10 protein-coding genes are annotated in these 15,820 nt (G+C 69.0%); 5 read left to right on the top strand and 5 right to left on the bottom strand.

What is annotated here, in order from left to right:
• Positions 1–272: 272 nt before the first annotated feature.
• The 3 genes from QOM21_RS10020 to QOM21_RS10010 all read left to right on the top strand — a co-directional run bounded on the left by QOM21_RS10020 (position 273) and on the right by QOM21_RS10010 (position 4,831).
• Entirely contained in the window at positions 273–2,393 is a 2,121-nt protein-coding gene (locus tag QOM21_RS10020) for a type IIA DNA topoisomerase subunit B (protein WP_407549446.1), read from the top strand.
• Positions 2,394–2,735: 342 nt separating this feature from the next.
• Positions 2,736–3,230 (top strand): DUF485 domain-containing protein, encoded by a 495-nt coding sequence (locus QOM21_RS10015; protein ID WP_407549445.1) that lies wholly within the window; start codon positions 2,736–2,738, stop codon positions 3,228–3,230.
• Complete coding sequence (locus QOM21_RS10010) at positions 3,227–4,831, top strand: cation acetate symporter (RefSeq protein WP_407549443.1); 1,605 nt, start codon at positions 3,227–3,229, stop codon at positions 4,829–4,831. Before QOM21_RS10015 ends, QOM21_RS10010 begins: the two co-directional genes overlap by 4 nt.
• 73 nt (positions 4,832–4,904) lie before the next feature.
• Here the strand turns inward: QOM21_RS10010 and QOM21_RS10005 are convergent, their stop codons facing one another.
• The 4 genes from QOM21_RS10005 to QOM21_RS09990 all read right to left on the bottom strand — a co-directional run bounded on the left by QOM21_RS10005 (position 4,905) and on the right by QOM21_RS09990 (position 10,366).
• The gene (locus QOM21_RS10005) at positions 4,905–5,579 is read right to left on the bottom strand and encodes a response regulator (RefSeq protein ID WP_407549442.1); all 675 of its coding nucleotides are present in this window, start codon (positions 5,577–5,579) and stop codon (positions 4,905–4,907) included.
• Entirely contained in the window at positions 5,576–7,240 is a 1,665-nt protein-coding gene (locus QOM21_RS10000; RefSeq protein WP_407549441.1) for an ATP-binding protein, read from the bottom strand. Before QOM21_RS10000 ends, QOM21_RS10005 begins: the two co-directional genes overlap by 4 nt.
• 759 nt (positions 7,241–7,999) lie before the next feature.
• Positions 8,000–9,010, bottom strand: a complete 1,011-nt coding sequence (locus tag QOM21_RS09995; RefSeq protein WP_407549439.1) for a sucrase ferredoxin — start codon at positions 9,008–9,010, stop codon at positions 8,000–8,002.
• A gap of 96 nt (positions 9,011–9,106) precedes the next feature.
• On the bottom strand, positions 9,107–10,366 hold the full coding sequence (locus QOM21_RS09990) for a citrate/2-methylcitrate synthase (protein ID WP_407549437.1): 1,260 nt from the start codon (positions 10,364–10,366) through the stop codon (positions 9,107–9,109).
• 112 nt (positions 10,367–10,478) lie between these two features.
• On the opposite strand from QOM21_RS09990, the gene QOM21_RS09985 reads away from it, so the two are divergent.
• Positions 10,479–11,654: a citrate synthase/methylcitrate synthase gene (locus QOM21_RS09985; protein ID WP_407549435.1), complete on the top strand. Its 1,176-nt coding sequence runs from the start codon at positions 10,479–10,481 to the stop codon at positions 11,652–11,654.
• Positions 11,655–11,995: 341 nt separating this feature from the next.
• Positions 11,996–13,171, top strand: coding sequence for a CobW family GTP-binding protein (locus QOM21_RS09980; RefSeq protein ID WP_407549433.1), 1,176 nt, complete (start codon positions 11,996–11,998; stop codon positions 13,169–13,171).
• Between the two features lie 42 nt (positions 13,172–13,213).
• On the opposite strand, the gene QOM21_RS09975 is transcribed toward QOM21_RS09980, so the two are convergent.
• Positions 13,214–15,661, bottom strand: a complete 2,448-nt coding sequence (locus QOM21_RS09975; RefSeq protein ID WP_407549431.1) for a DNA topoisomerase (ATP-hydrolyzing) subunit A — start codon at positions 15,659–15,661, stop codon at positions 13,214–13,216.
• Positions 15,662–15,820: the final 159 nt, after the last annotated feature.

Here is a 15,820-nt window from a genome sequence, read left to right as displayed (position 1 = left end):
GTCCGTCCGCCCGGCCGGCTTGCCGGGTTGTTGATGAGGACGTGCCCGGAGCCTAAATGGTTCATGCCTGGAAGGGAACGTGATGTGCACGTCATCCCGACGTCACCCCTTCGAGGGATCGAACGCACGAGCGAAATTCTACTACCATGGCCAACCTCATGGGTGGCGTCACATCGGCTCTACCAGGCCTCGGTACCCTCTGACCGGCGACCACCGCCACAACAGAGTCCGCGGAATGCGGACTGCCAGAAATTCAGCGAGGAGCGAACCGCGTGACCGCCGAGATGTCCGTGCCGTCCACCGCAGTGCTGACCGGGGCAGACCGGGACGGATCCAATTACACCGCGCGGCATCTGCTCGTCCTCGAGGGTCTGGAAGCCGTCCGCAAGCGCCCTGGCATGTACATCGGCTCGACGGACAGTCGCGGCCTGATGCACTGCCTGTGGGAGATCATCGACAACTCCGTCGACGAGGCGCTGGGCGGCTACTGCGACCACATCGAGGTGATCCTCCACGACGACGCGTCGGTGGAGGTCCGCGACAACGGCCGCGGCATTCCCGTCGACGTCGAGCCCAAGACCGGGCTCAGCGGCGTCGAGGTCGTGATGACCAAGCTGCACGCCGGCGGAAAGTTCGGCGGCGGCTCCTACGCCGCCTCCGGCGGCCTGCACGGTGTCGGCGCCTCGGTCGTCAACGCGCTCTCCGCGCGACTCGACGTCGAGGTGGACCGCAACAGCAAGACCCACTCCATCAGCTTCCGCCGCGGCGTCCCCGGCATCTTCACCGAATCCGGCCCGGACGCCCCCTTCGATCCCGGAAACGGCCTGCTCAAGGGCAAGCGGGTCACCAAGGCGAAGACCGGCACCCGCGTCCGCTACTGGGCGGACCGGCAGATCTTCCTCAAGGACGCCAAGCTCTCCCTGGAGACGCTCTACTCCCGCGCACGCCAGACGGCGTTTCTCGTGCCGGGCCTGACCATCGTGGTCCGCGACGAGCGCGCCATCGACGGCGCCGGCAAGTCGGAAGAGGTCTTCCGCTACGACGGCGGCATCAGTGAATTCTGCGAGTACCTCGCTCAGGACAAGAGCATCTGCGAGGTTCTGCGGCTGACCGGCCAGGGAACCTTCAAGGAGACCGTGCCGGTCCTCGACGACCGCGGCCATATGACACCGACCGAAGTCACCCGGGAACTCGGCGTCGACATCGCGCTGCGCTGGGGGACCGGCTACGACTCGACGGTCAAGTCCTTCGTCAACATCATTGCGACGCCCAAGGGCGGCACGCACGTCTCCGGCTTCGAGCGCTCCATCACCAAGACGGTCAATGAAGTGCTCCGGTCGAGCAAGCTGCTGCGCGTCGCCGAGGACGACGTCGTCAAGGACGACGCGATGGAGGGCCTCACCGCCGTCGTGACCGTACGGCTGGCGGAGCCGCAGTTCGAGGGCCAGACCAAGGAGGTGCTCGGCACGTCCGCCGCCTCCCGCATCGTCGCCCAGGTGGTGAGCAAGGAGCTCAAGGCCCATCTGACCTCCACGAAGCGGGACGCCAAGCAGCAGGCCCGCTCCGTCCTGGAGAAGGTCGTGGCCGCGGCCCGTACCCGCATCGCCGCCCGCCAGCACAAGGAGGCGCAGCGGCGGAAGACGGCGCTGGAGTCCTCCTCGCTGCCCGCCAAGCTCGCCGACTGCCGCAGCGACAACGTCGACCGCAGCGAACTCTTCATCGTCGAGGGCGACTCGGCACTGGGCACCGCGAAGCTGGCACGCAACTCGGAGTTCCAGGCGCTGCTGCCGATCCGAGGCAAGATCCTGAATGTCCAGAAGTCATCGATCTCGGACATGCTCAAGAACGCCGAATGCGGTTCGATCATCCAGGTCATAGGAGCCGGGTCCGGCCGGACCTTCGACATCGACGCCGCCCGCTACGGCAAGGTCATCTTCCTCGCGGACGCGGACGTCGACGGCGCCCACATCCGGTGCCTGCTGCTCACCCTCTTCCAGCGCTACATGCGGCCCATGGTCGAACAAGGCCGGGTCTTCTCCGCCGTTCCGCCACTGCACCGCGTGGAGCTGACCAACCCCAAAAAGGGCCAGGAAAAGTACATTTACACGTACTCCGACAACGAGCTGCGCCAGACGCTGCTGGAGCTGCAGCGCAAGAACGTCCGCTACAAGGACAGCATCCAGCGCTACAAGGGCCTGGGCGAGATGGACGCCGATCAGCTCGCCGAAACCACCATGGACCCGCGCCACCGCACGTTGCGGCGTATCAACATCAGCGATCTCGAAGCGGCTGAGAAGGCCTTCGACCTCCTCATGGGCAACGAGGTCGCCCCCCGTAAGGAGTTCATCACCAACTCCGCCTCCACTCTCGACCGTTCGCGTATCGACACCTGAGCTGGCCGCGGTTCCGCACGGGCGCCTGTCCACCCAGGGGTGGAGGGGCGCCCGTCGCTTGTATCCATCTCACCGCTTCATCTCTTGTCTGTAGGCGTCGCATTGGTTGCAGTGGGCCTGGGCCTGGACCTGGACCTGGACCTCGGGATCGGCCGGGCCGCGGGGCTGTGGGGCGGGGCGGGCACGGGTGGCCGGTCGCGCCGTCCGTCGCAGCCTCCTGCAGTCGCCCGGATCGTCCATCACCTGATGGGGTGAAGCATTCGGAATGAAGAGTCCGGGATCTTCCTTTCTGTCCATCCTTGGGGCGCATCGTCAACAGGCCCGTGCAACAAGGAGTGTTCCGTGGACAAGCAGGACGGCCATGTGGTCGGGGAGCCAGGAGCCGTGCGGCTGGACGACCCTTGGTACGACACCCTCGCCTCCGGGTGGGGCGAGTCGGACGATGCGGCCGACGAGAGGAATGAGGAACGCGGCAAAGCGGCCTCCCCGGTGCCGGCACCGCGATCCGAAGCGCACGACGAGGTGTATCTGACGGTCCAGCGAAGCGCCGCTTTCCAGCAAGTACGCCGCCGCTACCGGGGATTCGTCGTACCCGCCACGGCCCTCTTCCTCACCTGGTACCTCGCCTACGTCATTGCCGCGACCGTTGCTCCCGGCCTCATGGCCCACCGCATCGTCGGCGCGCTCAATGTCGCCATGTTCGCGGGCCTCGGGCAGTTCGCTACCACCTTTCTGCTGACCTGGGCGTACGCACGGCATGCGCGGCTGCGCCGGGACAGCGCGGCGCTCGACATCCGCTGGGAGACCCAGGAGATGACCGGGGGGAACGTCCGTTGACCGGCGACCACCAGACCCTGGCGCTGGTTCTCTTCAGCGCGTTCATCGCCGTCACGCTCGCCATCACCACGTGGGCGAGCCGCCGCAGGCAAGGCACCGCCGAAGAGTTCTACGCGGGCGGCAGGCTCTTCTCCCCGATGGAGAACGGCTTCGCCATCGCGGGCGACTACATGTCCGCCGCCTCCTTCCTCGGCATCTCCGGGCTGATCGCCCTCTTCGGCTACGACGGCCTGCTGTACTCCGTCGGCTTCCTCGTTGCCTGGCTTGTTGTGCTCTTCCTCGTCGCCGAACTGGTCCGCAACTGCGGCAGATTCACACTCGCCGATGTCGTTGCCGCCCGAATGAGGGAACGACCGGTCCGCATTGCCGTGGGGGCCGCATCGGTCACCGTGTCGGTGCTCTACCTGGTGGCGCAGATGGTCGGCGCGGGCAGTCTCGTGGCGCTGCTCCTGGGTGGCGCGGGAGCGCATGCCCGCACCTGGATGGTGATCGGTGTCGGCGCCCTGATGGTGGTCTACGTCGCCTTCGGTGGCATGCGCGCCACCACCTGGATCCAGATCGTCAAAGCGGTACTTCTCCTGGGCGGCGCCGTCGCACTGACCGTCCTGGTGGTGGTGCGCTTTCACGGCGACATCAACACACTGCTCAACACTGCTGCTGAACGCAGCGGCCACGGAAAGGACTTCCTCGCTCCGGGCCTCAAATACGGCGGCAACTGGATCTCGCGGCTGGACTTCATCAGCCTCGGCATCGCCCTCGTTCTGGGGACGGCAGGGCTTCCGCACATCCTGGCGCGCTTCTACACCGTGCCAACGGCACGCGCCGCCCGCCGCTCCGTCGTTTGGGCCATCGGCCTGATCGGCGGCTTCTACCTGATGACCATCGTGCTGGGCTTCGGCGCCGCCGCGGTCCTCGGCAGCGATGCCGTGCGCGCGTCCAACACCGGCGGCAACACCGCGGTGCCGCTGCTCGCCATGGACCTCGGAGGCGGCGTCGGTTCGACTGGAGGAACGGTTCTGTTCGCTGTCGTCGCCGCGGTTGCCTTTGCCACCATCCTGGCGGTGGTCGCCGGCATCACGCTCGCTTCCTCCGCCTCGGTGGCGCACGATCTGTATGCCTCGATGCGGCGCTCCGGTGGTACGACTAAGCAACGGCAGCGCCGTGAGGTGGCAGTGGCGCGTGTGGCAGCGGTGGGTGTGGGTGCCATCGCCATCGGCCTCGCCCTGCTGGCCCAGGATTTGAACGTCGCCTTCCTCGTGGGCCTCGCCTTCGCCGTCGCCGCTTCCGCCAACCTGCCGGTTTTGCTGTACGCCCTGTTCTGGCGGGGCTTCACGACGCGTGGCGCTGTCTGGTCGGTCTACGGCGGCCTCATCCCGGCGCTTGCGCTCGTCGTCCTCTCTCCGGTGGTCTCGGGCGGCCCGGAGTCGCTCTTCCCGGGCCTGGACTTCGCGCTCTTTCCCCTGCAGAACCCTGGAGTGGTGTCGATTCCACTGGGATTCCTGATGGGATGGCTCGGCACGGTGTTCTCCCCGGCGGCCGCTGATGAAGCGCGGCACGCGGAGACCGAGGTCCGAGCGCTCACGGGGGCGGGGGCGGCTTAGGAGCTCGGGGCCAGCGGGTTGGGCCCGGGCGTTGCGGAGTGCGAGAGGCTGAGGCCGAGGTCCTGTCCGGTGTTCAGGTCCACTCGTAGCGGTGCTCGGGGCGGCCCGTTTCGCCGTATCTGAGGGTGAGGCGGACCCGGCCGGTGCGTTCCAGGAGCTTGAGGTAGCGCTGTGCCGTCTGCCGACTCAGTCCGGCTTGGAGCGCGACGTCCTGCGCGGACAGCGGGGCCTCCGCGGTGCGCAGCACCGAGCGCACGCGGTCGGCTGTGGCGGTGGAGTGCCCCTTGGGTAGTTCGGTGGGGCCGGCATTGGCGCCCCCCAGTGCTCCGAAGATGCGGTCTACTTCGGACTGCTCCGCCTGGCCACCTCCCTCGAACGTGCGGTGCAGAGTGGCGTAGCCCTCCAGCTTGGAGCGCAGGCCCGCGAACGTGAAGGGCTTGACCAGGTACTGCAGCGCCCCGTGCCGCATCGCTGCCTGAACGGTTGCGATGTCGCGTGCTGCCGTCACCATGATCACGTCGGTGAGCAGGCCGCGTCGACGCAGGTCGCCCACCAGTTGGAGACCGGTCTCGTCGGGGAGGTAGTGGTCCAGGAGGATCAGGTCGACATGATGGGTGTCGAGGGCGGCAAGTGCCTGGGAGGCGCTGTGGGCGAGGCAACTGACGCGGAACCCCGCGACCTTCGCTACATACGCCGCGTTGATCTGCGCGACCCGTACATCGTCGTCCACGACCAGTACGTCGATCATCGGCCCGCTCCCGGGGCATCTTCGGGGCGATGAATGCCCCGGGTGTCATCGGTGCTCGCAGCATCCGCCCCGGAGCCCGTGGGCGTCTCGTAGCGGAGGGCATCCCGCGCCGTGGAAAGGTCGTCGGACAGTGCGTCGGGCACGGTGACAGTGAACACTGCGCCACCGCCGGGGCGCTCACCCACCTTGGCGCTCCCTCCGTAGCGCTCAGCGAGGCGTCGTACGAGAGCGAGTCCGATGCCGCGCTGACCGTGGGCCGGCGGTTCCTTGGTGGTCCAGCCTTCGGTGAAGATCTCGGCGCGACGAGCCTCGGGCACTCCGGGCCCGTTGTCGCTCACACGAATGACCGCGGTCCGCTCAGCGGCCCGGAGCTCCACCTCCACCTGCGCGTCACGTTCGCCTCCCGTCGCATCCAGGGCGTTGTCGACGAGATTGCCGAGCACAGTGACGAGGCTGGTCGGGTCGACCAAGCGGTCAGGGAGATGGGAGTCGGCGGAGATGCACAGAGAAGCGCCGCGCTCGGTGGCGACGGTGGCCTTACCGACCAAGAGGGCCGCCAACAACGGGTCGTGAATGCGCTCCGTGACCTGTTCCGCCGTTGCCCTGTGCACACCCACCGCCTCGGTTACGAACTCCACGGCCTCTTCGTGCAGTCCGAGCTCAAGGAGTCCGAGCAGTGTGTGCAGTCGGTTGGCGTGCTCGTGGTCCTGGGCGCGGAGCGCGTCGATCAAGCCGCGGGTGCCGTCCAGTTCGCGTCCCAGCCGCTCCAGCTCCGTACGGTCGCGCAAGGTGATGACGGCACCACCGTCATCGGTGGGCATGCGGTTCGCTACGAGTACGCGTTGGCCGCTGACGGCAAGAAGGTCGGCGCCGGACACCCGGCCGGCCAGTACGTCCGTCGTGCGGCCCGGCGGCAGGGTCTCGTCCAAGGGGCGGCCGGTGTCGTCCGCACGCAGGTCGAGCAGCCGTTGGGCTTCGTCGTTCATCAGGCGGATCCGGCCGTGTTTGTCGAGCGCGACGAAACCCTCGCGAATGCCGTGCAGCATCGCCTCGCGCTCGGTGAGTAGCGCCGAGATGTCGGAGAAGGCCAGGTCGTGAGTGCGGCGCTGGAGTCGGCGGGAGACGAGATAGGCAGCCAGTGCGCCCACGGCGAGCGCGCCGCCCGCGTAGGCGAGGAGTGCAGGAACGGTGGAGAGCAACCGTTCCTGCACGCTCTCGTAGGCGATGCCGACGGACACCGCGCCGACGACCTTGCCCCTTTCGTCGCGCAACGGCACCTTGCCTCGGGCGGAGCGTCCAAGGGTGCCGTTGTCGATCTGCATGACCTCTTGGCCCGAGAGCGCTGCACTCGGGTCGGTGGAGACATGACGGCCGATCTCGTCGGGGTCGGTGTGCGACCAGCGGACCCCGCGCTCATCCATGATCACCACGTACTCGGCGCCGGTAGCGGCACGAATGTGCTCTGCCTCGTTCTGGACGGGGCCATGGCGCGACGGGCGAGAGGTCTCAAGGGCATCGTCGAGGCGGGGCTGGGCCGCGGTTGTCTGAGCGATTGCGAGGGCGCGGCGCATTGCCTGATCGTCGAGTTCTGCACTCAAGGGTGCGAGGAACAAGCCCGTTGCGAGAGCGGTGACCCCGGTGGCGATGGCCAATTGCATCATCAGCACTTGGGAGAAGACGCGGCGTGGCCACCCCAGGCGGGGCCGGAATGTCGGAAGCCAGGCCGATCGGCGTCGGGCATCGTGCCGGGAAGGGGCTGTGAGGCGCCGGTCGCGGCCGCGGGCCTCGGCGGCGACCTGCTTGTCGGCCGTGGCAGTGTGGCGTGCTACCTCGTGGGGAATCGGCGCAGGGCCCGAGGGCTCTTCAGCGCTCGGGCGCGTGGCCGGTACATGCGTCTCGCCCATATGAACGAACAGTAAGCGGGCCGGCTACCAGGTCGGTAGTTCCTTCAGCTGCGACTTCAGAGAGTGGCTGAGTGGCGACGGCTCGCGTGCCAGGTAGGGCGTGGCAGGCCCGAGGGTTATCCACAGGGCTTTCGGTGGCGGATCGTGCGCGCATAGCCTCCCAGAGTGATGTCGAGGTCACGCTATCGAGGGCTCCTGTGAGTGGGCCGGTGAACCTGCTGCCTGCCCGTGTTGGGGTGTCGATCGGGCACGAGAGACAGGTGGAGGGGTGGGGTTATGCGGTTGACGGGGGACCGGACGTGGAGGGGCCGAGGAGCGACGAGGCGGGGCGCTTCCCGCCCGATTGCGGTGCTGCAGGTCATGGGTCCGATGCTCGGGCTGGGTGTCGCGGTGACGTGGGGAGTGGCAATCGGCATGGCATTCGCGTGCGGCTTGGGGACGACGGGAGGCGCGCCTCCCGGAGATGTCTGCCGCTGCTGGTCCCGAGCAGGCGCGTCGGACGACGGGGCCCGGGCGTCAGCCGAGAGGAAGGGAAGCAGGAGCGGGGAACGCCGGAGCGCCGGCTTCCGAGACCGAGGTGATGGCCGTGACGGTCATTCGCGCCGGTGGGCCGAGCGGCGCACCACAGCTGGCGGGCGCCGGAGCACCGTCGGACCGCTGCTCCACCGTGACGCGCCAGGCACGGCCGTCGGAATGCGCGACGGAAACAGTCCACGTAGGGGGACCGGCGGCGATGGGGCTGCCACCGGGCGTCGGGCCGTGGGACTGCCTCGGTTCGGGCAGCACCGTGTCGGTCCCTACGACGTCGAGTGCGTCCGCCCGCTCCTCCCGGAGCAGCTCGCGGACAGCGAGGTCGGCGGCCTGGGCCGGCCTGTCCCAGGCCGAGCGGCCCCGGCAGTGGTCGATCGTGATCCGTCCGTCGCGCGCCGCTTCCACAGCATCCTTGACGAGATGTGCCGAGGCTCGTCCGTAGGCGTAGCCGAAGGGGAGAACGAAAAGGGTGGGGGAGAAGCGGTGGCCTCCGATGTGGGTGACTTCCCACGCCTCGGTTCCGCTCCGGGAGAGCTCGGCGGCCAGAGGGCGGCCCAGGAGGGCGCAGCAGCGGTCCCGCTTGCCGTTGGTGCAGACGAGGACCAACGGTTCGCCGGTGTACCGCTCCCACAGTCCCCGGTGGTCTCCGGCCCCCAGAGCGGCGAAGTCCAGGTCGAGAGCCGCTCTCGGGTCGGTGACCGTGGTCGTGCGGATCCAGGAACGGCCCGGGGCGGTGTGCGCGAGGAACAGTCGGCGGCGAGGGGCCCCGTAGCAGTCGGCATGGCGTCCGGGCCGACGGATCAGGGCGACGCGTACGTCCGTACCCTCTGTCGCGGTCTCCAGGGCCCGGCCGATGTCAGGATCCAGGTGGCTGTCCGTCAGCGCTTTGGCTCCCCAGGGCCCGGTTTGCTCGATCAAGAGCCAGGTTCGGGCGGTAGCCGCGGTTCCGGCCAACGTTTCAGCCGATTCACGGGAAGCGGTAGCGCAAGTGCTCACAAAGGTGAGCCTAACTCGTCGCGTCCGAGCCCGACGGACGGGAGCCCGCGCGGAGGAACCACGCGTCGTGTGCGTGGCTGAAGGCAGTTGTCTGCGTCACGGCAAGGGCTGGGGTGGGCGGGGGCCCTGATATTGCCCGCTGGGACGCATCCGCAGTGGGCGTTCCCCGTACTCCTCCAAGGCGTGGGCGATCCATCCGGCCGTACGGGCGATGGCGAAGACCGTCTCGCCGGCCTCTGCGGGCATCTCCGCCGATACGGTGAGTACTGCCAGCGCGAGGTCGACGTTGGCGTGCAGCTCCGTGTGCCGGGCCGTAGTGGCGATCACCTGGCGAGCGGCCTCCAGCGCCGGACGGGCCTCAGGCACGTCCTCCAGCAGCGTGAAGAGTGCACGCGCCCGAGGGTCTTCCCCCGGATAGAGACGGTGGCCCAGGCCGGGCACCCGGCGTCCCGCCCGCAGGTGATCGGCGACGACTGCCGCTGCGCTGCCCCGTTCCAGGACCTCGTGCAGCATCCGATGGGCGAGGCCGCTCGCCGCGCCGTGCAGGGCTCCGTCCAGCGCTCCGAAACCGGCGGAGACGATTGCGTAGGGGTGGGCACGCGCCGACGCGGCGACCCGGACCGCAAGGGTCGAGGCGGCGAGGTCATGGTCGATGAGCAGCACGAGTGCTGCGTCCAGAACGCGGAGTGCAGCCGGGTCGGCCGGCGCGTTGGTGAGGCGAGACCACAACCGGGGGGTGAGCGACTCATCGTCGCCCTCGCCCTCGCCCTCGGCATTGGTTCGGGACGGCAGGGCGTCAACCAAGGTTGGGATGAGGCTGCGGGCGGTGTCGAGGACGGTGTCCTCTGACAGGTCGAAACGCAGCGGGTCTGCGGCCGCTGCTGCAATCACGGCGACCCGCAGTCGGTCCATCGGACCGCTGTGCTCCGGCAGCGCCTGTACGGCGCGGCGAGCCGCGGCCAGGGCTTCTGTGGGCGCGGTGAAGCGAATGTCGCGGCGCATTTCGCCCGTCCACAGCCACTCGGCGACTTCTTCGTAGCCGTAGTGGGCCGCGAGCTCTGAGGTGTCGACGCCGCGGAAGTAGCAGTGGTCGCGGTCGATCAGCGTGATGCCCGTGCGGACGGTCAACTCGCCACCGGACCCCGAGGGTTCGCGTCGGCTGCCGCGTCGTGCGAGCGCGTCGACCTCCTTGGCGTCGAACGTGCTGCCGCGGCCACCCGGTTCTCGCCGGCTGGCCAGCTGGCCGCGGCTGACGTACGCGTACACCGTCTCGGGCTTTACCCCGAGCCGGTCGGCTGCTTCCCGAGTGCTCAGCCGCGAGCCGGATGTGTCGTCAGTTGTGCCTTGATCCGCCATGTCGCCACCGTATCCATCAGCATCCATATTGATGGAATCAACATTGACAAGATTTAGTCAAGCATGGACAGTCAAAATCAATGTTGCAGAAGGATGGGCGAGGAGAGCTGCCATGTCGATCACTGAGGCGAACGCCCCCATTGACGCGCCCCGCGGGCTCGCGGGCGTCATCGTTACCGAGACCGAACTGGGTGACGTCCGGGGCCGTGAGGGCTTCTACCACTACCGCCAGTACTCGGCGGTGGAGCTGGCCACGGCCCGCACATTCGAAGATGTCTGGTACCTGATGTTCCACGGGGAGCTTCCGAACGCGGCACAGCTTGCGGCCTTCAAGGCCGAGACCGCGGCCATGCGCGTGCTGCCCGCGGCCCTCCGCGACGCGCTCCCTGGCATCGCCCAGGCGGGAGCACTGTCCGGCCCCCTCGCCGGGCTGCGCACCGGGCTCTCCCTGCTCGGCGCTTCGGCCGGCTTCCGCCCGCTCTATGACATCGACGACGACCGCCGCCGTGCGGACGCACTTGCCGCCTGTGCCGCCGTCCCGACGCTCCTCACCGCGCTCCACCGCCTCGGGCAGGGGGGCCAACCCGTCGAGCCTCGCGCGGATCTGAGCCATGCCGCCAACTACCTCTACATGCTCACCGGCAAGGAGCCCGACCCGGAGCATGTACGGGCGATCGAGGCGTACCTGATCTCCACCATCGACCACGGGTTCAACGCCTCGACGTTCACCGGCCGAGTGATCGCTTCCACCGGGGCCGACCTCGCCGCCTGCCTCGTCGGCGCCGTCGGCGCTCTTTCCGGCCCGCTGCACGGCGGCGCGCCGAGCCGGGCTCTGGACACCCTGGACGCCATCGGCACGCCGGACCGCATCGACACGTGGATCCGCGACCGAGTGTTGAGGGGCGAGCGCATCATGGGGTTCGGCCACCCCGTCTACCGCACCGAGGACCCGCGCTCCCGAATGCTCCGCGGTATCGCGGAGGAGTTCGGCGGCCCGCTGGTGGAGTTCGCGGTCCAGGTGGAGGCGCGGGTGGAGGCGCTGCTGGCCGACCTCAAGCCTGGACGCGAGCTGCACACCAATGTGGAGTTCTACGCGGGCGTCGTCATGGAGCTGTGCGGTCTGCCGCGTGAGATGTTCACTCCCACCTTCTGCGCGGCCCGTGTCGTTGGCTGGAGTGCCAACATCCTGGAACAGGCCCGGGACTCGAAGATCATTCGTCCGGCGGCGCGGTACGTCGGTCCGCCCCCGCCGCAGCCGGTGCCGGCGTTGGGTGTCGCTACGGGCTGACGGCAGGCGGCGTGCTGGCCGGCAGGCGCCAGCGGTGGCGGGGCGGGGCGGGGGAGAAGACGGCGGTGATCGATCCGCGCGGCGACGAGGCCATTGGGGCGCTCGGCCGCCCGCCGTGCGGTGCTCGGACCCACGCCGCCGTGTTGCCCCAGCCCCAGCCACCCGGCCCACCCCGTCGGCCCCTGCCCCGCGCCGCCCGCCCGCCCCACACCCGCTCGTACACCCACCACCCCTCGCCCCCCACCCGCCGTGCGCGGCGTCACCCTCCGGCGTTCCGTTACGATCGACAGCTCGTTCGCCGCCGGTCCGCGCGGCTCGCCACCCGCACTTGGAGGCGCCCCTTGGCCACGCAACAGATCCCGGTCGTCGTGCTCGCGGGGTTCCTGGGGTCGGGGAAGACGACCCTCCTCAACCACCTGCTGGCCGCAGGTGACGGCACCCGTATCGGGGCGATCGTCAATGACTTCGGCAGCATCGAGATCGATGCCATGACAGTCGCGGGGCAGGTCGACTCGATGGTCTCGCTCGGTAACGGCTGTCTGTGCTGCGCGGTCGACACCAGTGAACTGGACACCTACCTGGAGCGGCTCGCCCGCCCCGCCGCCCGTATCGACGTGATCGTCATCGAGGCCAGCGGGTTGGCGGAGCCCCAGGAGATGATCCGCATGATTCTGGCCAGTGAGAACGACCGGATCGTGTACGGGGGACTGGTCGAGGTGGTCGACGCCGCCGAGTTCGCCGCAACTCGCGTCCGCCACCCGGAGCTGGACCGGCATGTGCGCATCGCCGACCTCGTGGTGCTGAACAAGGCCGACCGGATCGACGAGGCGGCACGCCAGGACCTCATGGCCACCCTCGCGGACCTTGTCCCGGGCCGGCCGGTGATGAGCGCCGCGTACGGGCGCATCGATCCGGAGCTGCTCTTCGACCGCGGAGCCGGCGAGGAGCATGACGCGGCCGTGCGCCAGCTGTCCTTCGAGGACCTTCTGCGTGAAGCCGCCGCGGCAGACCGCGCGGCCCCTAGCAGCCCCGGCGCCCACCACGTCGACCACTGCGACCTCCCCGAGCACGAAGGCTGTGCCCACCACGCCCACGACCAGGCCGACGTGAGCCACGCGGCGCATCTTCACTCCGTCTACCAGAGCGTGGAGTTCACCTCCGGTGAGCCGATGAACCCGCGTCGACTTATGGACTTTCTCGACAGCCGGCCCACCGGCCTCTACCGCATCAAGGGCTTCGTCCACTTCGACGTCCCCGGCAGCCGGCAGAAGTTCACCCTGCACGCCGTAGGTGACTTCCTGCGCTTCTACCCGTCGCCCTGGGGCCGGGACGAGGAGCGGAGCACTCAACTCGTGTTGATCGGCAGCGGGATCGATGCGGAGGCGCTGCGCAAGGGGCTCGCAGGCTGCCGGGAGGAGGCCTCGCAGGCGAGTGCGGGTCCCGGGACGCCGGAACGCCCCACATCGGAGGACAGCATGTGGGGCGTTCTGCGGTACGTGGCTTCCCGCGAGGAGTGACGCGGTGGCCCGCGCTGTATAGCGCGGGCCGGCACCGACTGCCTACACCGGTCCTGCCAGCGCGGCCACCGGCTTCGTCAGCGGCACACCGGATCCGTCACGTCGCGGATCGACCTCGGGCAGCTCCACGGGAGCACCCTTCGCGTCCGCCGCCCGGACCGGTGCGGCACCCGCCCACGCCAGCGTCAGACAGTCCTCGCCCTTCAGGAACCGCTGGCAGCGCACACCGCCGGTGGCACGGCCCTTGCGCGGGTACTGGTCGAATGGGGTCAGCTTGGCGGTCGCCACGGAGTCGTCCAAGGTGCCGTGCGAACCGGCGACCGTGAAGACCATGGCGTCCGTGGCCGGGTCGACGACGGAGAAGTGGATCACCTTGATGCCCTCGCCCAGCTTGATGCCGGTCATGCCACCGGCCGGCCGGCCCTGGGGCCGGACCTGCGAGGCCTGGTAGCGCAGCAGCTGCGCCTCGTTGGTGATGAAGACCAGGTCCTCCTCACCGGTACGCAGTTCCGCCGCGCCGACGATGCGGTCGCCGTCGCGGAGGCTGATGACCTCCAACTCGTCCTTGTTGGACGGATAGTCGGGCACCACCCGCTTCACGACGCCCTGTTCCGTGCCGATCGCCAGGCCCGGGGAGGACTCGTCGAGCGTCGTCAGGCAGATCAGCGTCTCGCCGTCCTGCAGGGTCAGGAACTCCGCGATCGCTGCGCCGCCGGAGAGGCTGGGCGCCGTTGCGGTGTCCGGGAGCTGCGGCAGGTCGATCACCGCGATCCGCAGCAGCCGGCCCGTGGACGTCACCGCGCCCACTTCGCCGCGGGTCGTCGCCGGCACCGCGGAGACGATCGCGTCGTGCTTCACGCGCTTGGCGTCGGTGTCGTACGGCACCTCGCCGGTCGCCGTGCGCGCCAGGAGGCCCGTCGAGGACAGCAGCACCCGGCACGGATCGTCGGAGACCTCAAGCGGCACCGCCGCGAGGGAGGCGCCGGACGACTCCAGCAGCACCGTGCGGCGCTCCGTGCCGTACTTCTTCGCGACCGCGGCCAGCTCGCCGGAGACCAGCTTGCGCAGCTCCGTGTCCGACTCCAGGATCCGGGTCAGTTCCTCGATCTCGGACTTCAGCCGGTCGCGCTCCGACTCCAGCTCGATGCGGTCGAACTTCGTCAGCCGGCGCAGCGGCGTGTCGAGGATGTACTGCGTCTGGATGTCGCTCAGCGAGAACCGCTCGATCAGCCGCTCCTTGGCCTGCGCGCTGTTCTCGCTGGAGCGGATGAGGCGGATGACCTCGTCGATGTCGACCAGGGCGGTCAGCAGCCCCTCCACCAGGTGGAGGCGGTCGCGCCGCTTGCCGCGGCGGAACTCGCTGCGCCGGCGCACCACGTTGAAGCGGTGGTCGACGTAGACCTCCAGCAGCTCCTTGAGGCCCAGGGTCAGCGGCTGGCCGTCCACCAGCGCGACGTTGTTGATGCCGAAGGACTCCTCCAGCGGGGTGAGCTTGTAGAGCTGCTCCAGGACGGCCTCCGGGTTGAAGCCGTTCTTGATCTCGATCACCAGCCGCAGGCCGTGCTCGCGGTCGGTGAGGTCCTTGACGTCCGCGATGCCCTGCAGCCGCTTCGCGCCGACCAGGTCCTTGATCTTGGAGATGACCTTCTCGGGGCCGACGGTGAAGGGGAGTTCGGTGACGACCAGGCCCTTGCGGCGGGCCGTGACGTCCTCCACCGTGGCCGTGGCGCGGATCTTGAACGAGCCGCGGCCCTTCTCGTACGCGTCGCGCACGCCGCCCAGTCCGACGATCCGACCGCCGGTCGGCAGGTCCGGGCCCGGCACGAAGCGCATCAGGGTGTCGAGGTCGGCGCCCGGATGCTTGATCAGATGGCGGGCGGCGGCGATGACCTCGCCCAGGTTGTGCGGCGGCATGTTCGTCGCCATGCCGACGGCGATGCCGGTGGCGCCGTTGACCAGGAGATTGGGGTAGGCGGCGGGCAGAGCCACCGGCTCCTGCTCCTGGCCGTCGTAGTTCGGGGTGAAGTCGACGGTGTCCTCTTCGATGGACTCCGTCATCAGCGACGTCGCGGAGGCCATCCGGCACTCGGTGTACCGCATCGCGGCGGGCGGGTCGTCGTTGCCCAGCGAGCCGAAGTTGCCGTGGCCGTCCACCAGCGGCAGCCGCATCGAGAACGGCTGCGCCATCCGCACCAGCGCGTCGTAGATGGAGGCGTCGCCGTGCGGGTGGAGCTTACCCATCACCTCACCGACCACCCGGGCGCACTTGACGTAGCTGCGCTCGGGCCGCAGGCCCATCTCGTTCATTTGGTACAGGATGCGGCGGTGCACGGGCTTGAGACCGTCGCGGGCGTCCGGCAGGGCGCGGGAGTAGATGACCGAATACGCGTACTCGAGGAAGGAACCCTGCATCTCGTCGACGACGTCGATGTCGAGGATCCTCTCCTCGAAGTCGTCCGGCGGCGGGGTCTTCGTGCTGCGGCGGGCCATCGCGGCTGCGGCTCCTTCTGCTGCGTCTACTGCCGATGTTGGTTCAACCAGCTGGGGATCAGCCGGTCAGTCTGCCTGAGTCTGACGCGGACCATTGTGGACCGCCCCACTGACAACGCCGACCGCGACTCCCCCTTCGGCCGACGCGGGAGCGGCGCG

Source organism: Streptomyces sp. Pv4-95 (assembly GCF_045782725.1).
Classification (GTDB): domain Bacteria; phylum Actinomycetota; class Actinomycetes; order Streptomycetales; family Streptomycetaceae; genus Streptomyces.
Note: the sequence above shows the minus strand (reverse complement) of the source record. Positions and strands in the feature narration are given on the sequence as shown.

Excerpts from the sequence above, each read along its gene's own strand:
- QOM21_RS10005 (WP_407549442.1), bottom strand. The coding sequence starts at position 5,579 with ATGATCGACGTACTGGTCGTGGACGACGATGTACGGGTCGCGCAGATC.
- QOM21_RS10000 (WP_407549441.1), bottom strand. The coding sequence starts at position 7,240 with ATGATGCAATTGGCCATCGCCACCGGGGTCACCGCTCTCGCAACGGGC.
- QOM21_RS09990 (WP_407549437.1), bottom strand. The coding sequence starts at position 10,366 with ATGGCGGATCAAGGCACAACTGACGACACATCCGGCTCGCGGCTGAGC.
- QOM21_RS09985 (WP_407549435.1), top strand. The coding sequence starts at position 10,479 with ATGTCGATCACTGAGGCGAACGCCCCCATTGACGCGCCCCGCGGGCTC.
- QOM21_RS09975 (WP_407549431.1), bottom strand. The coding sequence starts at position 15,661 with ATGGCCCGCCGCAGCACGAAGACCCCGCCGCCGGACGACTTCGAGGAG.